The organism is Bradyrhizobium sp. 142 (genome assembly GCF_023074015.1).
Classification (GTDB): Bacteria; Pseudomonadota; Alphaproteobacteria; order Rhizobiales; family Xanthobacteraceae; genus Bradyrhizobium.
The window spans coordinates 39688-62913 of sequence record NZ_JADPKQ010000240.1 but is presented as its reverse complement, the minus strand read 5'-3'; the positions used below and the strand labels follow the sequence as shown (position 1 = coordinate 62913).

Genomic DNA, 23226 nt, shown 5'->3' with positions numbered 1-23226 from the left:
ACATTTGGGCAGCAGATCATGGGCATGAACGTAGCCAGTTCGTCCGGCGGCGGCGGGCGCCGCAGCCGGCGCAAGCCGGTCATGGCTGAGATCAACGTCACGCCGATGGTCGACGTGATGCTGGTGCTGCTCATCATCTTCATGGTCTCGGCGCCGCTGCTCACGGTCGGCGTGCCGCTCGACCTGCCGCAGACCCAGGCCAAGAGCCTCGAGCAGAACGACCAGAAGCCGATCCAGATGTCCGTCGACATCAAGGGCAAGGTGTTCATCGCCGACGCCGAGATCGCGATCAACGAACTGGTGCCGAAGCTCAAAGCGATCACGGATGCGCGCGGCGGGCTCGAGGAACGCATCTACCTGCGCGCCGACAAGAAGGCAGATTACGGGACCGTGGCCAAGGTGATGGGCCTGCTGTCCGGCGCCGGATTCAAGAAGCTGGCGCTCGTCACGGAAGCGGATCAGGGGTCCTAAGCCGGTGAAGGTGAACGTCGACAAGACACTGGTTGCGTCGATTGCCCTGCACGTCCTCGTGATCGGATGGGGGTTGTTCACCTTTAGCAGCAGGGCTTTCGTGCCGGCGGAAGAGTCCCTTCCGATCGATATCATCTCCAGCGACCAGCTCGCGCAGATCACCGCTGGGCAGAAGACCGGCGAAAAGGACAAGCCGAAGCCCAAGGTCGAGAAGATCGCGGAGGCCAAGCCCGAAGAGGACGCCGTCGGCAAGGTCACCGAGAAGAAAGAGCTGATCAAGACCAACTCGACCCCGGAGCCGCCGCCAAAGCCCGTCGAGAAGCCGGTCGAGAAGAAGCCCGAGCCGCCGAAACCGGTCGCCGAGGCCAAGCCCAAAGAAGAACCGAATCCGCAGGAAAAGAAGCCTGATCCGGCCAAGGAAGATCCGATTGCCGAGCTCCAGAAGAAGCTGGAGACCAAGAAGCCGCCGCCCAAGCCGCCGGAGCCCAAGGTCGCGGCGGTGCAGCCGCAGCAGCCCAAGCCCAAGGAGCGCTCGTTCGATCCGGCGCAAATCCAGCGCGAACTCGACAAGCGCGCAACGACCCGGCACGAGCTCACCGGGACGACAATGAATGCGTCCGCTTCGCTGGGATCGACGACCGGGACCGCCGTTACCAACGTTGCGACCTGGCGAGGCGCTTTCCAGGGTGCGGTCAAGCGCTGCTTCACGCCCACCTATAACGGACAGGACGCCGATCAGTACGAGGCTGACATCGATATTCCGATGAAGATCGATGGATCGCTCGCGTCTGAGCCTGTCGTCGTCGCGGTGAGGGGACCCTCGCGATCGATTGCCCAGGCCGTGGCGGAGAGTGCCAAGCGCGCCATCGTGCAGTGTCAGGTCTATTCGTTTATGCCAAAGCCGCAGTACGACAGCTGGAAGCTCATCCCGATGACTTTCGGCCTGAAAGATATGTTGTGACATCCGAACAAAAGAAATTTGCGATGAATGACGTCCGATCGATGAACCGCCGCCGCTTCATGACACTGACCGGATCGACGCTTGCGATGCTCGGGGGCGGACGGGCCTTCGCGCAACAGGCCCAGCCGCGGCTGCGCATCGATCCCACCGAATTTCAGCCTGTTCCGATCGCGATCACCAACTTCCTGCCGGGCTCGCCGTCCGACGGCGACGTCGGCAACGGCGTCACCCAGGTCATCACCAACAATCTGAAGCGCTCGGGCCTGTTTGCCCCGATCGACCAGGCCGCCTTCATCGAGCGCATCAGCAATATCGATGTGGCGCCGCAATTCCAGAACTGGAAGACCATCAACGCGCAGGCGCTGGTCACCGGCCGCATGACGCGGCAGCCGGACGGCCGGCTCAAGGCCGAATTCCGCCTCTGGGACGTGGTCTCGGGCCAGCAGCTCGCCGGCCAGCAATATTTCACCTCGCCGGAATATTGGCGCCGCATCGCCCACATCATCTCCGACCAGATCTATGAGCGGATGACCGGTGAGAAGGGCTATTTCGACAGCCGTGTGGTGTTCGTGGACGAGACCGGGCCGAAGGAGCGGCGCGTCAAGCGGCTCGCGATCATGGACCAGGACGGCGCCAATGTGCGCTATTTGACCCGCGGTGCCGATCTCGTGCTGACGCCGCGCTTCTCGCCGAACTCGCAAGAGATCACCTACATGGAGTTCGGCCAGGGCGATCCGAAGGTCTATCTCTACAACATCGAGACCGGGCAGCGCGAAATCGTCGGCAACTTCCCCGGCATGACCTTCGCGCCGCGGTTCTCGCCGGACGGCCAGCGTGTCATCATGAGCCTGCAGCAGGGTGGCAATTCCAATCTGTTCGTGATGGACCTGCGCTCGCGCTCGACCACGCGCCTCACCGACACGCCGGCGATCGACACTTCTCCTTCTTACTCCCCCGATGGCACCCGCATCTGCTTCGAGTCCGATCGCGGCGGCAGGCCGCAGATCTACGTGATGGCCGCGGGCGGCGGCGCGGCGCAGCGCATCTCCTTCTCCAAGGACGACACCAACGCCAGCTACTCGACGCCGGTGTGGTCGCCGCGCGGCGACTACATCGCGTTCACCAAGCAGGGCGGCGGGCAGTTCTCGATCGGCGTCATCAAGCCGGACGGCACCGGCGAGCGGCTCCTCACCTCTGGCTACCATAATGAGGGGCCGACCTTCTCGCCGAACGGTCGCGTGCTGATGTTCTTCCGCGATCCCGGCGGCGCCGGCGGACCGTCGCTGTTCTCCGTCGATATCTCGGGCCGCAATGAGCTCAAGGTGCCGACGCCGGGCTTCGCGTCCGATCCGGCGTGGTCGCCGCTGCTATCCTCAACGTCCGGACAGTAGCGGCCGGACCTCGGCGCGCGTTCGCTTGAACGCGCGCCTTTTTCCGAAAACTTTGCGAGATGTTTGTCCGCGGCAACAATTCTTTAAGGTTGTGCTCGGCAAACTTTTCCCAGTGCTTTGTTTCTATTGGCTTATTTCGATTGTTGAGGGTTCAAAACAACTCGACTTTAACGATGTTCCCTCAGAAAGACTTCATCTGAACTGGGTAAAAGTACGCGCCGGACAGGATGCGCGTTCAAATCAGATGCAGTTCGACAGCCAGAGCGGAGAGATCGATCAAAAATCCTCGCCGAATCTTTCGGCGGCGCTGACTGATTCGTTGTTCGAGGCTCCCGGCACGGTGCTGACCGGAATCGTCTTCTCGGCATTCTCGGCATCCCTGACGGCGCTGAAGACGGGACAGACGCTGATCTGGGGATTTGTCGCGCTTCTCATTCTCGCGGGAGCCATACGCGCCTTCGATTTGCACCGGTACCAGACTGGAAAGTCGGTCCTTAGTGTCGAACAAGCTGCGCGTTGGCAGAACCGTTACCAAATAGGAGCGCTCATTCAGGCCACCGTGATTGGCCTATGGTGTTCCACAACCCTATTGAGCAATGACGACGCCATCGCCCATATGATCGCTCTCTCGGTCACCACCGGAATCGTGGCGGGAGGAGCGGGGAGAGCCTACGGACGGCAATCGATCTTTCGTCTGCAAGCCACCCTGATATTCGGCCCGGCGGTGATCGCGCTGGCGCTGCACGCCACTGCCTATTACGTGGCCATGTCCGTCGTGTGTGCCGCGTTTCTTTTGTCCGTCATGAAGCTCTCGGCCAATCTGCACAGGATATTCTTGCGGGCGGTTATCGCGCGTGAGCGCGAGGCGGCGCTCGCCGGCCAGTTCGACACCGCCCTCAACAACATGCCGCATGGGTTGTGCATGTTTCGCGTCGACGGCCAGCTCGCGGTGATGAACCACCGCTTTGCCGCGATGATGAGCCTGCCTGACAATCTCGCACGGAGCAGGACGAGCGCGCGCGACATCGTCGCGGCGTGCGTCGAATCGGGATCGATTTCAGCCCCAAGCGGCGAGTCGATCATTGCCGACATCGAAACCTTGCAGGCAAAGGAGATCATTACCTCCGATCCCGATACGCAGAGGAACCGTTCGCTGTCATGGACCGTGCAGCCAATGGCCGACGGCGGCGCGGTTGTGCTGCTTGAGGATGTCACTGAGAGGCGCAATGCCGAGGCCAGGATCAGCCATCTTGCACGCTATGACGATCTCACAGCGCTGCCTAACCGCGTCAGTTTTCGCGACGAAATCGAGCGGTTGCTCGCGATCGCGAGGCATTCGGAGCGTCTGTCGGCCCTGCTCTTCGTCGACCTCGACCAGTTCAAGCAGGTCAACGACACGTTGGGTCATCCCTGCGGCGACCAGCTCCTGTGCGCGGTCGCCAACCGTTTGCGCGATATGCTGCGCCCCGAGGATTTCGTCGCGCGCTTCGGTGGCGACGAATTCGTCGTGTTCCAGCAGAACATCTCTTCGCCCGAGGACGCCGCGAGTCTTGCCCGGCGTATCGTCGAGCGCCTGAGCGAGCGCTACCGCATCGATAATCATTTGGTCGAGATCGGCGCCAGCATCGGCATCGCGCTGACCTCGCCGGGAGGCGACGTCCGGGCTGATACGCTGCTCAAGAACGCCGACATGGCGCTGTACCGCGCCAAGGCCGACGGCCGCGGCACCTTCTGCTTCTTCCGCGACGAGATGGCGGCGACCGTGGAGGCGCGCCGCACCCTCGAGCTCGACCTGCGCAAGGCGCTCGCCAACGAGGAATTCGAGCTGTTCTATCAGCCGCTGATCAATTTGAAGTCCGGCAAGATCACCACCTGCGAGGCGCTGCTGCGCTGGAATCATCCTGTGCGTGGCACGGTCTCGCCGATCGACATTATCCCTGTCGCCGAGGACATGGGCTTGATCGTTGATCTCGGCCGCTGGATCCTCCGCCGCGCCTGCATGGAATGCATGAAGTGGCCGGACGGCGTCAGTGTCGCCGTCAATTTCTCGCCGCACCAGTTCCACCAGCGCGACGTGCTGAGCGAAATCCGCTACGCCCTGGAGGTCTCGGGGCTGCCGGCGCATCGGCTTGAGATCGAGATCACAGAATCCTCGTTGCTGCGCAATACCCAACTTACCCATGACATCCTGTCACAATTGCATGCGCTCGGCGTGCACATCTCGCTCGACGATTTCGGTACCGGCTATTCCAGCCTCAGCTATCTGCACAATTTCCCGATGCAGAAGGTGAAGATCGACCGCTCCTTCCTGGAAGGCATCGACACCGACCGTCCGCTCACTCTGCTGCGCGGCGTGGCGCGGCTGTCTGCCGACCTCGGCATGTCAGTCGTGGTCGAGGGCATCGAGACCAACGAGCAACTCGAACTGATCAGTGCCGACGGGACGGTGACCGAAGGCCAGGGCTATCTATTCAGTCGGCCTGTTCCGGCCGTACGGATTCGTCAGTTGCTCAATGCCTCCCACGGCCGTCGCGGGGGCAATGATCCGATGGTCGCCGCATCGCGATCCATCGCTTGATAATTTCCTCCATCCATCTCTGAGGGCATCTGCTATCCCGCACTTCTACGGGGTGCAAAGGTTAACCCTAACGTTTCTAAGCCTTTGCAATTTCGTTAAGGAACCATTAATCTCGTCCTACTCGCAGAAGTTGTTGTAGCGTAGGGATTGCAGATGAAGTCCGGGGCCGAACCGCAGACGGCGCTTCTTCCACGTGGGGCCGCGCTGTTCGATCGTATCGACTATCGGCTCATCGAAACGCCGGAGGACAAAGATCGCCTCCACCTGATGCGTTATCGGGCCTATCTGCAGGCTGGACTGATCCCGCAGTCGGAGTCACAGCGGGTGACCGACCGTTTCGACGACGCGCCCAACGTCTGGAATTTCGGTGTCTACGTCGACGATGAACTCTGCAGTGCCGTTCGTATCCACGTTCTGACGTCCGAATGTCGGCTGTCCTACACCACCGAGGTGTTCGGCGACATCCTGCATCCTCGCCTCGACCGGGGCGAAGTTTTTGTCGATCCGTGTCGATTTGTTGCCGATCCCGAGATGCAGCAGCGCTTCCCGGAATTGCCGTATTTGACTGTGCGGTTACCCTTCGTTGCCTGCGAGCATTTCAATGCCGATGTCGGGCTTTCGATGGTGCGCACCGATCATCAGCTGTTCTACCGCCGCGTGTTCCTGTGCGAGACCCTCGGCGAACCACGCTCGTTTCCGGGCTGGCCGACGAAGAAGGCGGTCCTGATGGCATCGGATTATCCCAAGGTCCGGGACAGGATCCTGACCCGCTTTCCGATCATGCGCTCCAGTGCGTTTGAGCGGCGCATGTTGTTTGAGCGCAGCAGCCCGCGCCAGGCCGCCCCGCGGCCGGTGTTGCTGGCCGCCCAGCGGAATTCGGACGCGGTGGCCTCGGCAATCGGTTCCGTCCGCTAGGGACGATCCCCGACTCTCCATGCGACTGGCCCAAAATTCCGGCAAAGCCTGCGCTTTTGCCGGTTAAGGCGACTTGCCTTCACCCTCGCGCCACATTTACAACCCATTAACCATAGTGGTTGCTTTTCGCCGGTGGGGGGCATTTGACCGGCTCTGGCAACGTCCCATCAAGGTTGACGGAACGTTCGCTTAACCAACCCCCTGTAGACCGGACAGCAGTGGACTAACGTGAGCGTGGAGGCTCCGGAATGAAACATCCTATGCGCATCCTCCAGGGATTGAAGCTGGCTGCGGTGCTCGCGGTCGCGCTGTCGATGGGCGCCTGCGCCAACAAGAACCTGGGTGCCGATGCGATGGCCAGCGCGGCGACGCCTGGCAGCCAGCAGGACTTCGTAGTGAACGTGGGCGACCGCGTGTTCTTCGAAAGCGACCAGACCGATCTGACCCCGCAGGCGATCGTGACCCTGGAAAAGCAGGCGCAGTGGCTCCAGAGCTATCCGCGCTACAGCTTCACCATCGAAGGTCACGCCGACGAGCGCGGCACCCGCGAGTACAACATCGCACTCGGCGCCCGCAGAGCCCAGTCGGTGCGCTCGTTCCTGGCCTCGCGCGGCATCGACCCGAACCGCATGCGCACCATCTCCTACGGCAAGGAACGGCCGGTCGCCGTCTGCAACGACATCTCCTGCTGGTCGCAGAATCGTCGCGCCGTCACCGTGCTGAACGCGAGCTCCTAGACAGCCGCCCGTTCCACGACCAGGAAGCAATTTGCCGGCGCCCTCTCGGGCGCCGGTTTCGTTTCAGCGTCCTGTGATAGAAACCCCTTTGTTCGAGTCACATTTTTGGCGTACTCCCCTTCAATGTGTGATGCGTCGAAGGTTCCGTCGCAGGCCGTTTCGCTTTCGTCGTCAGGGCAAAATGTCATCGAAATTCAAGGCAATTACCGGCATCGTGGCGATCGCCGCGCTGCTCTCTCTGTGTTCGCCCGTCCTCGCTCAGTCGGACGATGCCGACCCTGAGATGCGGATCGAGCGGCTGGAGAACCAGCTGCGCCAGCTCACCGGCCAGAACGAAGAGCTGCAGTACCGCAACCGCCAGCTCGAAGAGCGCCTGCGTCAGCTCGAGGGCGGCGCGCAAGCCGCCCCCGGACTGCCGCCGGTGCAGCCCAATATCGCGGCCGTGCCGCCCGCTCAGTCCGCGCCGGTCTATCGCCAGCAGCCGCAACCCGCCCTGCCGAGCTACGAGCCGCAGGTTGCAGCTCCAGCTCCGATTGTTCAGGAACCACCAGCTCAGCCGGGCGCACCCGGCACGCGCCGCCGCGGCGATGCGTTCGATCCGAGCCAGAATCCGAGCGCGCCCGGCGCGCCGCGCGCGCTCGGCGGCGGACAGCAGCCGATGCCGGCAGGAGCCCCGGCCGGGGCGCCCGGCGGGCGCGGCGCCGGCGAACCGCTCGATCTCGCCAACACCGGCGCGCGCAATCCGCAAGCTGCCACGCCGGCGCCGACCCCGCCCGGCTATCCCGCGCCGGCCGGCGGCGGCCTCGCCACGCTGCCGCCCTCGGCATCGCCGCGCGACGAGTTCGACCTCGGCATTGGCTACATGCAGCGCAAGGACTATGCGCTCGCCGAGCAGACGATGAAGACCTTTGCGCAGAAATATCCGAGCGATCCGCTGCTCGGCGACGCGCAATACTGGCTTGGTGAGAGCTACTTCCAGCGCCAGCAATATCGCGACTCCGCCGAAGCCTTCCTCGCCGTCACCACCAAATACGAGAAATCGGCCAAGGCCCCGGATGCCCTGCTGCGGCTAGGCCAGTCGCTCGCCGCGCTGAAGGAGAAGGAGGCCGCCTGCGCCGCCTTCGGCGAGGTCGGCCGCAAATATCCGCGCGCTTCCGCGGGCGTCAAAGCCGCGGTCGACCGCGAGCAGAAGCGGGTGAAGTGCTAGAGCCTGATCCGGACCGGAAGCGCCGTGTCAGCGCAAAATGCAAGCGCGGAACGCTTTTGCGCGGAGATCATGCTCAAACAACACAACCGGGTTTGTTCCTGACAGCACAGGCGGAGCTGCGCTAAACAGGCGGTCCATTCGCGGACGATTGCAGCGTCATGTCAGACGACAACTCACCGATTTCGGCGCGCGAGGCCAGGCGGCTGCTCGCCGATTTCAAAACTGCGCCGGCGCTGGTGCTCGCGGTCTCCGGCGGGCCCGACTCGGTCGCGCTGATGTGGCTTGCGGCACGCTGGCAGCGCAGCCTTGCGCGCGGGCCTCGACTGCTGGTCGTCACCGTCGATCACGGACTGCGGCCTGAGGCGGCGCGCGAGGCGCGCGAAGTCAAGCGGCAGGCTGCGGCTCTCGGATTGTCGCACCGGATCCTGCGCTGGCGTGGGGCAAAACCGAAGACGGGGCTGCCTGCCGCTGCGCGCGAAGCCCGCTACCGCCTGCTCGCACAAGCCGCCCGTGCGGCCGGCGCGAGCCACGTGTTGACCGCGCACACCCGTGACGACCAGGCCGAGACCCTGTTGATGCGGCTGTTGCGCGGCAGCGGAATTGTCGGGCTGTCGGCGATGGCGCGCCTGGCGGAGCGCGACGGGATCGTGCTGGCGCGCCCGCTGCTCGACGTCCCCAAGTCGCAGCTCGTTGCGACCCTGAAGCGGGCCAAGCTCGGCTTTGCCGACGATCCCACCAACCGCGATACGGCCTTCACCCGGCCGCGGCTGCGCGCGCTGTTGCCGCAGCTCGCAACCGAGGGCGGCGACATCCGAAATCTGGCGCGGCTCGCTGCGCGGCTGGCGCGGGCCAATGCGGCGGTCGAGGTGCTGGCCGACGGCGCCGAGCGCTTCCTTCGCCTGCGGGATCGCGGCGATGCGCCGCGTGACCTGCGTGGGCGAAGCTTCGAAGCCGCTGGCTTCGCCGCTCTGCCGGAAGAGGTTCGATTGCGGCTGCTGCTGCGGGCGATCAACGCTCTCGGTCATGAGGGGCCGGCGGAACTCGGCAAGGTCGAATCCCTCCTGGCTGCGCTCGATCAGGCCATCGCAGGCGCCCGTACAGCCACAAAGGGCCGGCCAGCCCTGAAGCAAACGCTTGCGGGAGCCTTGATCAGCCTTGCCGGGGGGCGTATCCACGTCGCGCCGGCGCCGGCTCGGCGCAAGGAACGGATCAGGAAAGCGGATGCGGGCGGATCATGACACCGGCCGTATTGAGCCCGCGCCGTCAGGCCAGCCTTAACCAGGCGGGAAAAACCCCGGTCCGGGCGCCATTATTTCAGCGGGAATCGGACTAAGATGGGATAAATAGTCCCACCTCGTTCCCTTGGCAGCGACCGGGACGGCACCTAAATTGTATGGTCTAACCGAGAGGATTCCTTGGGGATTTCCTCGCACCGTCCGAGTAACTGCCCGAGTAACTGCCCAAGGATCAGGGCCGCGATCCGCGCGACCACGAAGGAAGATCGATGAACGCCAATCTGCGCAATTTCGCCCTCTGGGTCATCATTGTTTTGCTGCTGTTGGCGTTGTTCACGCTCTTCCAGAATCCGGGTCAGCGCGCCTCGTCCCAGGACATCGCCTTCTCGCAGCTTCTGAGCGAGGTCGATCGGGGGAATGTGCGCGACGTGGTGATCCAAGGTCCGGATATTCACGGCACCTTCACCAACGGCTCGAGCTTCCAGACCTATGCGCCGAACGATCCGACGCTGGTGAAGCGCCTCTATGACAGCAAGGTCCAGATCTCTGCAAAGCCGCCCGGCGACAACGTGCCGTGGTTCGTTTCGCTGCTGGTCTCCTGGCTGCCGTTCATCGCGCTGATCGGCGTGTGGATCTTCCTGTCGCGGCAGATGCAGGGCGGCGCCGGCAAGGCGATGGGCTTTGGCAAGTCGCGTGCGAAGATGCTCACTGAGGCGCATGGCCGCGTCACGTTCGAGGACGTCGCCGGCGTCGACGAGGCCAAGCAGGACCTCCAGGAGATCGTCGAATTCCTGCGCGATCCCGGCAAATTCCAGCGCCTCGGCGGCCGCATCCCGCGCGGCGTGCTGCTGGTCGGCCCTCCCGGCACCGGCAAGACGCTGATCGCACGCGCGGTCGCCGGCGAAGCCAACGTGCCGTTCTTCACCATCTCGGGCTCTGACTTCGTCGAGATGTTCGTCGGCGTTGGTGCTTCTCGCGTGCGCGACATGTTCGAGCAGGCCAAGAAGAACGCGCCCTGCATCATCTTCATCGACGAAATCGACGCGGTCGGTCGTCACCGCGGCGCCGGTCTCGGTGGCGGCAATGACGAGCGCGAGCAGACGCTGAACCAGTTGCTGGTCGAGATGGACGGCTTCGAGGCCAATGAAGGCGTGATCCTGATCGCCGCGACCAACCGTCCCGATGTGCTCGATCCCGCGCTGCTGCGTCCCGGCCGGTTCGACCGCCAGGTCGTAGTGCCCAATCCTGATGTCGTCGGCCGCGAGCAGATCCTGAAGGTTCACGTTCGCAAGGTGCCGCTGGCGCCGGATATCAACCTCAAGACCATCGCGCGCGGCACGCCGGGTTTCTCCGGCGCCGACCTGATGAACCTCGTCAACGAGGCCGCCCTGACAGCCGCCCGCCGCAACAAGCGGATGGTGACCCAGGCCGAGTTCGAAGAGGCCAAGGACAAGGTGATGATGGGCGCCGAGCGCAAGTCGCTCGTCATGACCGAGGAAGAGAAGCTGCTGACGGCCTATCACGAGGGCGGTCACGCCATCGTCGGCCTCAACGTCGTTGCGACCGATCCGATCCACAAGGCGACGATCATTCCGCGCGGCCGTGCGCTCGGCATGGTGATGCAACTGCCCGAGCGCGACAAGTTGTCGATGTCGCTGGAGCAGATGACGTCGCGCCTCGCCATCATGATGGGCGGCCGCGTCGCCGAGGAGCTGATCTTCGGCCGTGAGAAGGTGACCTCGGGTGCGTCGTCCGACATCGAGCAGGCGACGCGGCTGGCGCGCATGATGGTGACACGCTGGGGCCTTTCGGAAGCGCTCGGCACCGTGTCCTATGGCGAAAACCAGGACGAGGTTTTCCTCGGCATGTCGGTGTCGCGCACCCAGAACGCATCGGAAGCGACGGTTCAGAAGATCGACACCGAGATCAGGCGTTTCGTGGAAGAGGGTTACAACGAAGCGACGCGCATTCTCACCGAGAAGCGCGCCGATCTTGAAGCCCTTGCGAAGGGCCTGCTCGAGTTCGAGACGCTGAGCGGCGATGAGATCATCGACCTGCTCAAGGGCAAGAAGCCGAACCGCGAGTCCGTGCTCGAGCCGACCACGCCGCGCGCCTCCGCCGTGCCGCCGGCCGGCAAGTCGCGCCCGCGTCCCGATCCGGATCCCGGCCTCGAGCCGCAGCCGCAGGCCTGATCGCAAGCGGCAGATCGAATTAAAAAACGCGGCGGAAACGCCGCGTTTTTTATTGGCTGCGGTTCGCTGGTGCAGCGCGTCCGGGGCACGAGAGAAGCGCGCGATAGCCGCACACTCCTTGCAGACGAGGAACCGGTCACGTCAGGCGGCGCCGCCATTCACCACAGCGCTGGAGCCGTCAGCCCGCCTTGGGGCAAATGCGAGAAACATTAAAGAAGAACTTAACGCTTGCGCCCTACTTTGGCCCGCCATGACTGACCAGGTCGTCCACAGCGCGGTTCAACCGTTTTCGGCACGTGCAGCGCTCCCCTGGCTGGTGAGCCTTGGCGTCTATGCGTTGCTGCTAATCGTTGGCCCGCGGCTGCTCGGAGATCCCGACAGCTATTCTCACATCGAGGTCGGGCGTTGGATCATAGCGCATGGCACCCTGCCGGCGAGCGATCCTTTTTCGTTTTCGAAGCATGGCGCGCCTTGGATCACCTTCGAATGGCTCTCGGAAGTCATCTACGCCGGAGCCTACGCGCTTTCCGGCTGGCCAGGCGTCGTCGTCGTCGCAGCAGCGGCGATAGCGCTCGCCTTTGGACTGTTCACCGTCTTCCTGCTGCGCGAGCTTTCGCCAACTCTGACGCTTCTCATGGTGATGGCGGCCGTCATCTTGTTGGCGCCGCATATGCTGGCACGGCCGCACGTGCTCGTCCTGCCGGTGATGGTGGCCTGGGCAGGGGCTATGGTGCGCTGCATGGATCGTGGGGGGCCTCCGCCATACTGGGCCCTGCCGCTGCTGGTCCTGTGGGCCAATCTGCACGGCAGCGTGGTGCTGGCGCTTGGGTTGATCGGCCCTGCGGTGCTCGAGGCACTGCTGCGTGAGGGGCGAAGCGAATGGCCGCAGGCGATCCTGCGGTGGCTGCCATTCACGGCACTCGCGGTCGCGGCGTCCTGCCTGACGCCCTACGGGCCGGAACCGCTGCTGATGCCGCTGACGACACTCGGCCTTGGTCCGGCACTTGCCTGGATCTCGGAATGGCGGCCGCAGGATTTCAGTCACATAGGTGGCTTCGAGTTGCTGCTGCTGGCTGGCATCTTTGCGCTCGCGCGCGGCCTGACGCTGCCGGTCGTGCGGGCTTTGGTGGTGATCGGCTTGCTCCATTTCGCGCTGACGCAAATCCGCAGTGCGGATCTGCTGGCCATGCTGGCGCCGCTCTATTTGGCGGCCCCGCTGGGTCGGAAGTTCGGCGGACCGGCCGCAGACGATGCTGCGGTCTCGTCGCGCGGCCTGAATCTGATTGGGCTCGGTGTGTTGATCGCGATAAGCGGGTTGGCCTGGGCGCGTGACCTCAAGCCGGCTCCGATCATCACCCCTCAGGCTGCCATCGCCGAAGCCGACCTCGCCAAGGCGGGGCCCGTGCTCAACGACTATTCTTTTGGTGGCTATTTGATCTTTGCCGGCATTCCCACCTTTATCGATGGTCGCGGCGAACTGTACGGCGGACCGTTCATCGATCGCTACAATCGTGCCCTGTCGCTCATCGACCTCGGAGACTTTCTCAAGCTGCTCGACGAATACAACATCGGCGCGACGCTGCTCGCACCGCGAACACCGGCGGTAGCGATGCTCGACCGGCTGCCCCAGTGGCAGCGCGTCTACACCGACGACGTGGCTGTTGTGCACAAGCGGCGAGATACGCCGCAAAGATAAGTCAAGCCGCACCGAAGGCGGCGTATTGGCCCCCGAGCCACACGCCGCTCAGGACCTCTTCGAGGCGCCGTGCCGGTTTGGTGTCCCAGGGGAGCAGCAGGAAATGCCGCGCGCCGATCTCGCGCAAGCCGCCCGCAGCCATCAACTTTCGGGTTGTGCCGGCACCGAGCAAGACGGCATCCCGGTCAAACTCGCAGCGCGCAACGGCCAGGCGCGTCAGCGGGTTGTACGGATTGTGCTCGATCACGCAGACGAGCCCTCCGGGGCGCGCCACTCGCCGCATCTCGGCGATGAAATGCGCCCATTCGGCCGGCACGATATGGTGCATCACGCAGATGGCCGTGACCAGGTCGAAGCTGGCGTCGTCGAAAGGAAAAGTTCGCCCGTCGAATTCGCGGTAATCGACCGCACCGTTGTCGGTGCGCGCCTGTGTCAGGCTGGCCGACGAAACGTCGATACCGCTCAAGCGTCCGACCATGCCGTGCAGCAGGGGATGAAGGCTGCCTACGCCGCAGCCGACGTCCAGCATTTCGGGCCTCTCCGTGTCCAGCCGCTGCGCGATCAGATCGTGCAGGAGATCGGCCTTCGCGCGCATGAAGAAATGATGCGGCAGGCCGGAAAAGTCGATCGAGGATTGGACCACATCACGGTAGTTGTCGTGATAGCCGTCGAAGAGTTCGGTCATGCGTTGGGTCACTCGTTGACGGCGTGGATCGCGGGTGCCGCCGCCGTCTCGTTGCGATCGAAGCCAGCGCGTGTTTGCACCACGTAGAGCGGGCGGCGTTTCACCTCGGCATGGATGCGGCCGACATAGAGCCCCACGATGCCCGTCATCAGCATGTTGATTCCACACAGCAGGGACACGACGACGATCGTCGAGGACCAGCCGGTCACGAGATGACTGTCCTTGCCGAACCACAACAGGATCACCCAGCCGCCGTAGAGCAGTGCAAGTCCGGAGACGGTCAATCCGCACCAAATTGCAAGCCGCAAAGGCAGATCGGAAAAGCCAAGCGCAGCGTTCATCGCCAGCCGGACCATCTTGAACAGCGGGTATTTGGTTTCGCCCGCTGCGCGCTCGAGGCGATGGAAGGCGACCTCGGTCTGCCGGAAGCCGAGCCAGGCGATCATGCCGCGTACGAAGCGATCCTGCTCCGGCATCTGCCGAAGTGCGTCGAGCACCTTGCGATCGATCAGGCGGAAGTCGCCGACATCGGCGGGGATGCCGACGGAGGACACCCTGCCGAGAAGCCGGTAGAACAGATGCGCGGTCGCACGTTTGAAACGGCTTTCGCCGTCGCGTGACAGGCGGCGGGCGTGGACGATGTCGTTGCCTTCCTGCCATTTTGCGATCAATTCCTCGATCACTTCGGGCGGATCCTGCAAATCGGCATCCATGACGATGATCGCGTCACCTTGCGCGGCGTCCATGCCGGCGGTGATGGCGACCTGATGGCCGAAATTTCGCGACAGGCCGATGTAGCGAAAGCGCGGGTCGCGCGTGGCGAGCGCCCGTAGCACGATCGAACTGGAATCGCTGCTGCCGTCGTCGACGAAGATCGCTTCTGCCGGCCCGTCGAGCCGGGACAATACCAGGTCGAGCCGGCGCAACAGGACCGGCAACACGGCTTCCTCGTTGAAAACGGGGATAACGAGGCTGTAGCGGATCGATCTGGAACTGGCCGCCATGCGAAAGAATCCAACTCGGTTGCAGGGGCAGAAGTCTAATTCGTCGGTGGTTAAGGTGGCCTTGCCACAACTGTTAAGGTCTTTGGGGACGACGGCGGGTTGGGGCCGCCCGAGGGCGATTTGGGAGCCCGGCAGGCGGGGGATGGTGATGCCCGATTGACCCGGCTGTGCAGCCGCGGCTTCGATCTAGGACCGGCGGCGGATCTTGTAGAGAACAAATCGCTCTGAGACGTCCAACACCTCCAGCAGATCCGGCAGCGGGTTCGCGGCCGGCGGTCCAAGCACATAGAGGTAGTCGTAATCGCGGTACCAGGTGCGGACAAATGGCGGAACGTCCGCCGCCGGCTGGCCTGCCGCAATCGCGGCAAGCAGGCCCGACGGCACTGGCCCTCCGTAGGGAATGGCAAGACGACGCACGGCCTCGCGTGCCCGCACAGGCTGCTTGCCCGCTTCCGTGAATAGATTGGGCACGAACGCGTTGGCATAGTGCACGGCCAGCGTCGGCGCATAATACATGGGATACGAGGTGAGGTCGGCGAAGGGCGGGTCTCCATTGTCGCCCGTGCTGCCAACCAGGACGCGCGAACCGCGATCGAGCTTGTGGAACGACCTGACGATAGCCGCATAATCGGCACGGTAAGGCAGCCACACCGCGAGGACGACAGCGAGATTGATCAATATGATGCCGCTGATCCCAGCGAGCGCAGCCATTCTCCATGCCCGGCCGGGCAGCGACAGCGAGCAGAAGGCGGGCAGGATCAGGGCCGCGGCGGGAATCACGCGAAGGTCGACAAACGAGGTTCCGAACAGCTTCGAAGGAATGACCGCGTACAGGAGCGCAAAGGCGATCGCGAGCCAAATCCCGGCTGGCTCGAGCTTGAGGACGCCGCGTTTTGTGGCGAAAAGCAGCGAGATGGCGAGCGCCAGACCGGTCGCTGCCGCTGTCGTCAGATTGTAGCCGTTCATGATGCGGAGCGGCCAGATCGGCTTGAATCCGAGGAACCAGCTCGTTCCTTCGCTTCCGATCGAGCCCGAGGCCACATGCATGATCCCAAACAGGGCAAGCGCCGGTATGGCCAACGCGCCAAGCCGCGCGGCCGCGACCCGGTACGCTATTCGCTTTTGGCGGAGCCGACAAAGCTCGTAGAGGCCGAGCGTCGCACCGTAGATGCCGAGCGAAAAGAAATGCGCCACATACAGCGCGGCGACGAAGATCACGTTGGCGACGAAACGCAGCAGCCATGGGCCTTCTGCGAGCATCAGATAGACGGCGATGCCCCAGAGAGCGAGGCCCAGGCCGAACTCGAAGTTCACGAAGCCCCAGCTGAACGGCAGACAGTAGAGGAAAGCGAGCGCAGCGAAGCCGGCGAGATGGACCCGTCCCTTCCGGGCCCATTCAAGCAGAAGCGCGCCGCCGACGATCAGCATTTGGCTCAGCAGCAGAAACAGCCGTGTCGCGTTCTCGACGCTCATCAGCCGTGCCATCTGCGGGACCAGCAGGTCCATTCCAAGGTTGGGATAGAATGCCCAGGCCACCTCGTAATGCGGATTGGCATCGGGAGTGCCGTTCTGGCTCAGAATATACATGCGGGCGAGGTGATTGGGATAATCGACCATCGCGGGTATGGGGGTCAGCAGCACCGGAAGAAACGAGAGGGCCGCCAGCATTGCAAAAACGGCGATCGCCACGGATCGGTCCGAGCCGAGACGAGCCGGGATCGTCAAGGTCGGCCTGTCGGAAGGAACCATGTCATGGGGCCCCTGAGGTTTGAGCGCGGTGTGCCACGTCGAGTCTGCTTCACATTTGGAAGGACGTCTCGAGGTTACGCGTATACGCCCTGAAGTAGGTCTCACTTCGAAGGCGTCGCGGTCGCGCTGTCCGCATGGTCTCGTACATGGATCACTGCGATGTCATCCGTATAGATCCGCTTCCAGCCCTTGAGATGATCGAGGATCTGGGGACCAGGAGCGGCGGCAACCAGGAGCGTCGCGTCGATCTTGTACTCATCGAGCAGGCGAGGAAGCAGCTCAGGCTGTTTCCCCTCCGTCGCCTTGAAGAAGTCCATGACGAACTTTTCGCCATAGAGCTCGGCACGGCCGTCAGCGAAGACCGGGATATCGCGCGAGATCAGATAGCCGCCGAACTGATAGGCGTTGAAGATGCGCTGCGCCTTGCGCTGCTGGAGCAGGTCGACCGCCGCAACGGGTGTCTGCACCATCGTGAAGGTGAAGCGGTGCTGCCCCATATAGATCGACGTCGAGGTCCAGGCCGCCGCCACGATCATCAGCGCGCCAAGCGTGGTCACATAGCGGGCCGGCCAGCCATCGGTCCCGGCTGGGTCCCGCGGCGGACGCGCGGACATCTGGCCAAGCGGCTTCGCCAGCACCAGCGGTACCAGGAATGCAAAGGCCTCGATGCTCCTGACATGGGTCAGCGCGCTCCAGGTCAGGAACAGGATCAGGAAGATCCGGGGCGCCGAGAGCACGAGGCCGCGATAGTAGCCGAGCGCGATCAGGCCGAGCAGCGCGCCTTCGAATGGGGTGAACGTCGTGAAGTTCGCCGGCATCCATTCGAAGATCAGCGACAGCAGCTCGCCGAGGCTGAGGATGTTGGTCGCGCCCATCAGCGTCCGCCAGCCGTAAGGCGTGCAGCAGCTCGCGATCAGTGCACCGACGCCGAACAGCACCCAGCGCATGAACAGCCGAAGCCGTTGTCCCTTCTCGGCATGCTCGACCGCCTCGAGCGAGATCGGGCCGATCAGCGCGAGACCGAGCACGAAGCCGCCATGCAGGTTCGCCCAGAGCGCCATCAGCGGCAGCCATGTCCAGGACGGCCCGCTTCTGCGGTCGGCAGCCGCCATCAGCAGGCCGGCCCACGCCATCATGACGGGCAGCGCCAGGATATGCGGGCGCGCCAGGACATGAAGAAGCGACAGCAGCAGTGCCAGCATTGCAAACAGCACCGACCGCGGAATCTCGAGCTGTGCGTCGAGCAGATAGACGAACATGGCGGCCGTCAGCGCGATCGCGGTTGCGGTGAGGATCACCGGTCCGGCCCAGTCCCATTGCGCATAGGAGAAAGCGAACAGCACCTGCGACAGCCATGACGTCGAGATCCAGGGTGCCCCCGGCCGCGTGAAGGAATAGAAGTCGGTGTAGGGCATGGCACGATGATCGAGGATCCATTGCCCGATCTTGATCTGCCAGAATGAATCGGAATCCATCAGCAGCGTGTCGCCGACATAAACGAAGAAGAGGTAGGTGGCCGCACCGATGCACAGCGGCACCAGTGCACGCGCGCGGCTTTGCACCGCGATGCTGCTGGCAAAGGAAAGGGACATGCCGCCTCGTCGTCCTGTTGTTCTTGTCGGGGTGGGCCGAGCGGGCGGCATTGGACCACGCGCGGTCATAACTTCGAGTAAATCACCAGAGGTCGGTGTTGCTGCGGATATCAACGATTTAACGGATTGTTTTCAATTTCGGTTTACCATCGCAGAATACACGCAAACCGCTCCGGGTTTCCGCAGTCGAATTAACTGCGGCGAAATTCTTTGCCCGTACGTTCAACGCATGGTCGGGCGGCGCTGGGAAGCCGAAGAGACCAGACCAGTTGTAGCCTCGTGTAGTTTTTGGAGCAGTCTATGAAGAACCTCGTTTCGCGTTTCATGAATGATGAATCCGGCGCCACCGCCATTGAATACGGACTGATCGCCGCCGGCATCGCGCTGGCGATCATCACCGTCGTCAACAACCTCGGCACCACGATGAACGCCAAGTTCACCTCGATCTCGTCCAGCCTCAAGTAAGAGCTGACGAACCAGAAATCCAAAAGAGCCCCGTCCTTGACGGGGCTCTTTTTCTTTTTGGCGGACGATGGCAGGGCAAGACGGCCGTTGCCGTCGGCAAAAGGGGCGGCCAGTCGCGCGCTTATTCTTCTGCGAGGGTGGGCCGCCAGACCGGCGATAGAGCGGCCGCGTCGGCAGTCCGCGACAGGCGGCCGATCCATTCGAGATAGAATTTCGCGGCCCAGATCGACGCCGCGGCGACTGCGATGCCGCCGACAATGTCAATGATGTAGTGCGCGCCGATCACCGGCGTCGCCGCGATCATCAACAGGTTGAGCGCGGCCGCGATGCCGCCGATGCCGCGCACCGGCCACAGCGCCCACATGTAGAGCACGGCGGACGCGGCGTGAAAGCTCGGAAACGAGACGATGCCGGAGAGCATGAACAGCCGGAGCTCGTGCAGACTGCCGTCTCGGAGTGCGAGGATGTCGCGCAGCTGCCCGGCATAGACCGCGGTGTTGATTTCGGGGAAATGCGCAGCCGGCAGTTGCAGTCCGTAATAGGTGCCGATCGCCGGGACTACGGCGGAGATGGCGATGGTGACCGCGAGCGCGAGACTCATCGCGAGCATGAACAGTTGCAGCCGCACATAGCGCGCGGTCAGTGCCAGCACGATGGGAATGCCGAGCAGCGGCCATTTGATCAGCCCGTAGCCGCGGGCGAGAGCGTTCGCGACCCAGGGATGGTCGTTGACATATCGCGCGATCGGTTCGGGGTCGAGGCCGAGGGCGCGGTCGATCGCAAGCAGCGCCTGGTCCTGCAGCGGCCAGTTCAGCTTGCTCGCGCCATAGCTGAGCGGTCCGACGATGGCGCAGGTGAGAATGACCTGTCCGATCGTGCCGAGCGAAAACACGAGCTTTGGATCCGCAAGCTCGCCCTTAACCATCCGGTGGCAACAGACGATCGCGAGCAGGAACGTGGCGGTCGCCAGCGTCAGGCCGTAGGCGACCGGCTCGAGACTGAGCTGCGTGATGGGAAGGCCGAGCGCCAGCAGGCTGCCCATGGCCGCGATAGGAAGCCAGTTCAGCTGGAAGAGCCGCCAAGCCGTCCGGGAGTCCGTGTCGACCATGCTGCACCGAGATAAGATCGCCAGTATCACGGTACAGTCGCTGGCACACGCTAAAATAGATATAATGGATGTTCTCGCTTTTTCACCAGCCCGTTCGATACATCCTTTAGATGTGTCGTTCGCGATCCCGCCTTTTTGACGTGACGCTTCAAGCATTTCATCTTGTCATCCCCCCTGAATAGTTGTTCAGTCCTTGCGGGGCGATTTGCGACTATTGCAGTGACGAAGCGTTCGGCTGCGGGCGTGCGGCAAGCGTGTGGGACAGGAAGCGCGCCATGGTTTATCGGCGGACGCATCAAGTGGTTAAGCGCCTGGCGGCCCGGCGCAGTGCAATCCTCGCGGCGGCGCGCGAGGCTGCGGCGGAAGGCGGGATGGCGGCGGTGCAGATCGCGCCGGTCGCAGTCCGGGCCAATGTCGCAGCGGGCACCGTCTACCGCTACTTCCCCTCCAAGGCCGAACTGATCTCCGAATTGATTGCCGAAGTGTCGCGCGACGAGCTCGCGGCGATCCGGCGGGCGGCCGATGCCGCGCCCGGCCCATCCTCGGCGCTGGCGGCTGCCGTGACCACGGTTGCGGTCCACACCCTGTCACAGCGCAGGCTGGCCTGGGGCATCCTGGCTGAGCCGGTCGATGTCGATGTCAGCGCCTCGCGCCTCGCCAGCCGCCGCGAAATCGCCGGCGAGATCGCAGCGAGGATCGACGCCGCCGTGCGCGCCGGTCATTTGCCGGCGCAGGACACCGCGCTCGCCGCCACCGCGCTGCTCGGCGCGCTCCACGAGGCACTGGTCGGACCGCTTGCGCCCGATAATCTCGATGATCCCGCCAAGATGCGCGACGCCGTGCAGACCGTGACGCTGCTCGCGCTGCGCGCCGTCGGCGTCATGGATGCCCGCGCCCGCGGCCTGGTCGTGCAGCAGACGCTGCTGCCGACCACGAAAGCGCTGGTCGGGGCGTAAAAATCGCTGCGCGACCGAGGCGGAGGCCTCAATCCGCTCAGGCCGTTGCCGGAGCGTCCGTTTTCAGAAAACAGCAGCACGCTCGCCGGAATGGCCGGCTACTGTGCATGGGGTTGTTTTCGCGCTTTTTTGTCGTGCGCGTCCGGAATGACGCATCGACTAGATATTGGCCTCGCCCTCGGGACCGACGGAGGCGATGCGCACCATGTTGGTGGTGCCGGGGATGCCGAGCGGCACGCCGGCAACGATGATCACGCGCTGACCGGCGCGGACAAAGCCGTCACGGAATGCGATCTGGCCGGCGCGGCTCACCATATCGTCCTGGTCCCGCGCGTCTTCGGCTACCACGCAATGCACGCCCCACACCACCGCGAGCCGGCGTCCGGCCGCGATGTTCGGCGTAATCGCCACGATCGGCGGCTTCGGCCGCTCGCGTGCCACCCGCGTCGCGGTCGAGCCCGAGCTGGTCCAGCAGATCAGGGCCGGCAGGTCGAGCGTCTCGGCGATCTGCCGCGCGGCGTCCGCGATGGCGTCGCCGGCAGTGGATTCCGGCGCGGGCCGCTGCGCGGTGAGCACGGAACGATAGGTCGGGTCGCGCTCGACCTCCTCGCCGATACGGTTCATGGTCGAGACCGCCTCGACCGGGAATTTGCCGGCCGCCGATTCCGCCGACAGCATGATGGCATCGGCGCCTTCATAGACGGCGGTGGCGACGTCGGAGACCTCGGCGCGGGTCGGCACCGGCGACTGGATCATCGATTCCAGCATTTGCGTTGCGATCACCACCGGCTTGCCGGCGCGCCGTGCCATCCGCGTCATCTGCTTCTGAAGGCTCGGCACGCGTTCCAGCGGCAGCTCGACGCCGAGGTCGCCGCGCGCCACCATCAGCGCGTCGGAGGCTTCGATGATCTCGGCGAGGCGGTCGATCGCCTGCGGCTTCTCGATCTTGGCCATCACGGCGGCGCGGCCGCGGATCATCTTCTTGGCCTCGGTGACGTCGTCGGCGCGCTGTACGAAGGAGAGCGCAATCCAGTCGACGCCGGTGACCAGCGCCGCCTCAAGGTCGGCGCGGTCCTTCGGCGTCATCGCCGAGACCGGCAGATCCGTGTCGGGCAGGCTGACGCCCTTGCGGTCGGACATCCTGCCGCCGACCACGACGCGGGTCACCGCGCGCTCCTTGGTGGTCTCCTCCGCGATCAGCCGCACCTTGCCGTCGTCGAGCAGCAGCGCATGGCCCGGCCGCAGCGCGGCAAGGATTTCCGGATGCGGGAGATGGACACGCGTGGTGTCGCCCGGCGTCTTGTCGGAATCGAGGGTGAAGATCTGGCCGTTCTGGAGCTGGACCGCGCCCTCGACGAATGAGCCAAGACGGAGCTTCGGTCCCTGGAGATCGACCAGGATGCCGATCGGCCGCCCGTAGCTGCTCTCGACATTGCGGATCGTGGCGACCAGCTCCCGCATCTTGTCATGCGGGGTATGGCTCATGTTGATGCGGAAGAGGTCGGCGCCGGCCTCGAACAGGCGGCGGATCATCGCGAGATCTGAAGAGGCGGGTCCCAGGGTCGCGAGAATCTTGATACGGCGAAGACGCCTCATGGCTTATTTCCAGGCGGGGGCGGAGCGGCCGGTGGGAGGCCGGGCGAGCCCGGGGGCGTACCACCCGGCGGACCATTGGGCAAACCCGGAACTCCGCCCGGGCCAACCGTGCCGGGCATGCCTGGGACGCGCTGCTGCGCCGGCTGCTCGTTGGCGTCGGTGAGCTGCACCGTCCAGGCCCGCTGCTCGCCGGTATCGACCTCGAAATAGCCGGTGCGGTCATAGCCGCGTGCCAGGCAATCCTCGGTGCCGCGAATGGTGAATTCCTTGTCGCGCGAGCACATGAAGGCCTGGCCCGACCATTCGCCGCCGCGGTCATAGTCAATCGCGTAAATGTAGTAGTAGCGGGCGACCAGCGTTCCCCGGAGCAGCGTCTCGCAGGAGCGGGACGAGATGTTCCACCAGCCCTCGGTGGTCCAGCCCTCGGCGTCCTTGTAGCCCAGCGCAATGCCGACCCGGCTCGACGTGTTGTTGCAGAGGCGGAAGTCCGCGGAAGCGGGGCCGTTCCAGAGGCAGAACAGGGCAAGCACCAGCACCGGGGCGAACCGGGCAAGCAGGCGAACAGGGGAACGGGGGGATTCGGCGATCATTGTCGCGGAAGCTATATCAGATCATTGACGATTTGGCGTAGGGGCTCCGGAACCAGCCCAAGCCGGCTCAGTCCCCTGTGCGCCGCGATATGGCAAAA

Annotated in this window: 19 protein-coding genes; 12 read left to right on the top strand and 7 right to left on the bottom strand. The window is 64.0% G+C overall.

The features are described 5' to 3' along the window. Positions 1–18 precede the first annotated feature (18 nt). The 10 genes from tolR to IVA82_RS22295 all read left to right on the top strand — a co-directional run bounded on the left by tolR (position 19) and on the right by IVA82_RS22295 (position 13383). Positions 19–471, top strand: coding sequence for a protein TolR (tolR, locus tag IVA82_RS22340; protein WP_148742955.1), 453 nt, complete (start codon positions 19–21; stop codon positions 469–471). A 4-nt stretch (positions 472–475) separates the two neighbouring features. Further along, complete coding sequence (locus IVA82_RS22335; RefSeq protein WP_247390656.1) at positions 476–1432, top strand: protein TolA; 957 nt, start codon at positions 476–478, stop codon at positions 1430–1432. Positions 1433–1473: 41 nt separating this feature from the next. Next, positions 1474–2823 (top strand): Tol-Pal system beta propeller repeat protein TolB, encoded by a 1350-nt coding sequence (tolB, locus tag IVA82_RS22330; RefSeq protein ID WP_187436229.1) that lies wholly within the window; start codon positions 1474–1476, stop codon positions 2821–2823. Positions 2824–3067: 244 nt separating this feature from the next. Beyond that, a complete protein-coding gene (locus tag IVA82_RS22325) occupies positions 3068–5401 on the top strand; it encodes an EAL domain-containing protein (RefSeq protein WP_247390655.1) in 2334 nt (777 codons plus the stop codon). 153 nt (positions 5402–5554) lie between these two features. Then, positions 5555–6316, top strand: a complete 762-nt coding sequence (locus IVA82_RS22320; protein WP_148742948.1) for a hypothetical protein — start codon at positions 5555–5557, stop codon at positions 6314–6316. Between the two features lie 248 nt (positions 6317–6564). Continuing rightward, on the top strand, positions 6565–7053 hold the full coding sequence (gene pal / locus IVA82_RS22315) for a peptidoglycan-associated lipoprotein Pal (protein WP_148742946.1): 489 nt from the start codon (positions 6565–6567) through the stop codon (positions 7051–7053). 181 nt (positions 7054–7234) lie between these two features. Beyond that, on the top strand, positions 7235–8260 hold the full coding sequence (gene ybgF / locus IVA82_RS22310) for a tol-pal system protein YbgF (protein WP_247390651.1): 1026 nt from the start codon (positions 7235–7237) through the stop codon (positions 8258–8260). Positions 8261–8418: 158 nt separating this feature from the next. Next, positions 8419–9498, top strand: a complete 1080-nt coding sequence (gene tilS, locus IVA82_RS22305; protein WP_247390650.1) for a tRNA lysidine(34) synthetase TilS — start codon at positions 8419–8421, stop codon at positions 9496–9498. Positions 9499–9764: 266 nt separating this feature from the next. Continuing rightward, positions 9765–11687 (top strand): ATP-dependent zinc metalloprotease FtsH, encoded by a 1923-nt coding sequence (gene ftsH / locus IVA82_RS22300; RefSeq protein ID WP_014439804.1) that lies wholly within the window; start codon positions 9765–9767, stop codon positions 11685–11687. 250 nt (positions 11688–11937) lie between these two features. Then, positions 11938–13383, top strand: a complete 1446-nt coding sequence (locus tag IVA82_RS22295) for a hypothetical protein (RefSeq protein ID WP_247390649.1) — start codon at positions 11938–11940, stop codon at positions 13381–13383. Position 13384: 1 nt separating this feature from the next. On the opposite strand, the gene IVA82_RS22290 is transcribed toward IVA82_RS22295, so the two are convergent. The 4 genes from IVA82_RS22290 to IVA82_RS22275 form a co-directional block, all read right to left on the bottom strand. Next, complete coding sequence (locus IVA82_RS22290; protein ID WP_346658813.1) at positions 13385–14068, bottom strand: class I SAM-dependent methyltransferase; 684 nt, start codon at positions 14066–14068, stop codon at positions 13385–13387. Positions 14069–14076: 8 nt separating this feature from the next. After that, complete coding sequence (locus tag IVA82_RS49035) at positions 14077–15072, bottom strand: glycosyltransferase family 2 protein (protein WP_346658812.1); 996 nt, start codon at positions 15070–15072, stop codon at positions 14077–14079. A gap of 186 nt (positions 15073–15258) precedes the next feature. Beyond that, positions 15259–16821, bottom strand: a complete 1563-nt coding sequence (locus IVA82_RS22280; protein ID WP_247390646.1) for a hypothetical protein — start codon at positions 16819–16821, stop codon at positions 15259–15261. Positions 16822–16922: 101 nt separating this feature from the next. Then, complete coding sequence (locus IVA82_RS22275) at positions 16923–18413, bottom strand: hypothetical protein (RefSeq protein WP_247390644.1); 1491 nt, start codon at positions 18411–18413, stop codon at positions 16923–16925. A 300-nt stretch (positions 18414–18713) separates the two neighbouring features. Here IVA82_RS22275 and IVA82_RS22270 point away from each other — a divergent pair, with 300 nt between their 5' ends. After that, a complete protein-coding gene (locus IVA82_RS22270; RefSeq protein ID WP_148742979.1) occupies positions 18714–18878 on the top strand; it encodes a Flp family type IVb pilin in 165 nt (54 codons plus the stop codon). A gap of 121 nt (positions 18879–18999) precedes the next feature. Here IVA82_RS22270 and IVA82_RS22265 read toward each other — a convergent pair whose 3' ends face one another. After that, entirely contained in the window at positions 19000–19986 is a 987-nt protein-coding gene (locus tag IVA82_RS22265; RefSeq protein WP_247390642.1) for a phosphatase PAP2 family protein, read from the bottom strand. A gap of 275 nt (positions 19987–20261) precedes the next feature. On the opposite strand from IVA82_RS22265, the gene IVA82_RS22260 reads away from it, so the two are divergent. Further along, on the top strand, positions 20262–20942 hold the full coding sequence (locus IVA82_RS22260; RefSeq protein WP_247390641.1) for a TetR/AcrR family transcriptional regulator: 681 nt from the start codon (positions 20262–20264) through the stop codon (positions 20940–20942). Positions 20943–21101: 159 nt separating this feature from the next. Here the strand turns inward: IVA82_RS22260 and pyk are convergent, their stop codons facing one another. Beyond that, complete coding sequence (gene pyk / locus IVA82_RS22255; RefSeq protein ID WP_247390633.1) at positions 21102–22538, bottom strand: pyruvate kinase; 1437 nt, start codon at positions 22536–22538, stop codon at positions 21102–21104. Beyond that, the gene (locus tag IVA82_RS22250) at positions 22535–23128 is read right to left on the bottom strand and encodes a DUF1036 domain-containing protein (RefSeq protein ID WP_247390630.1); all 594 of its coding nucleotides are present in this window, start codon (positions 23126–23128) and stop codon (positions 22535–22537) included. The genes pyk and IVA82_RS22250 overlap by 4 nt, the downstream gene beginning before the upstream one ends. Between the last annotated feature and the right edge of the window lie 98 nt (positions 23129–23226).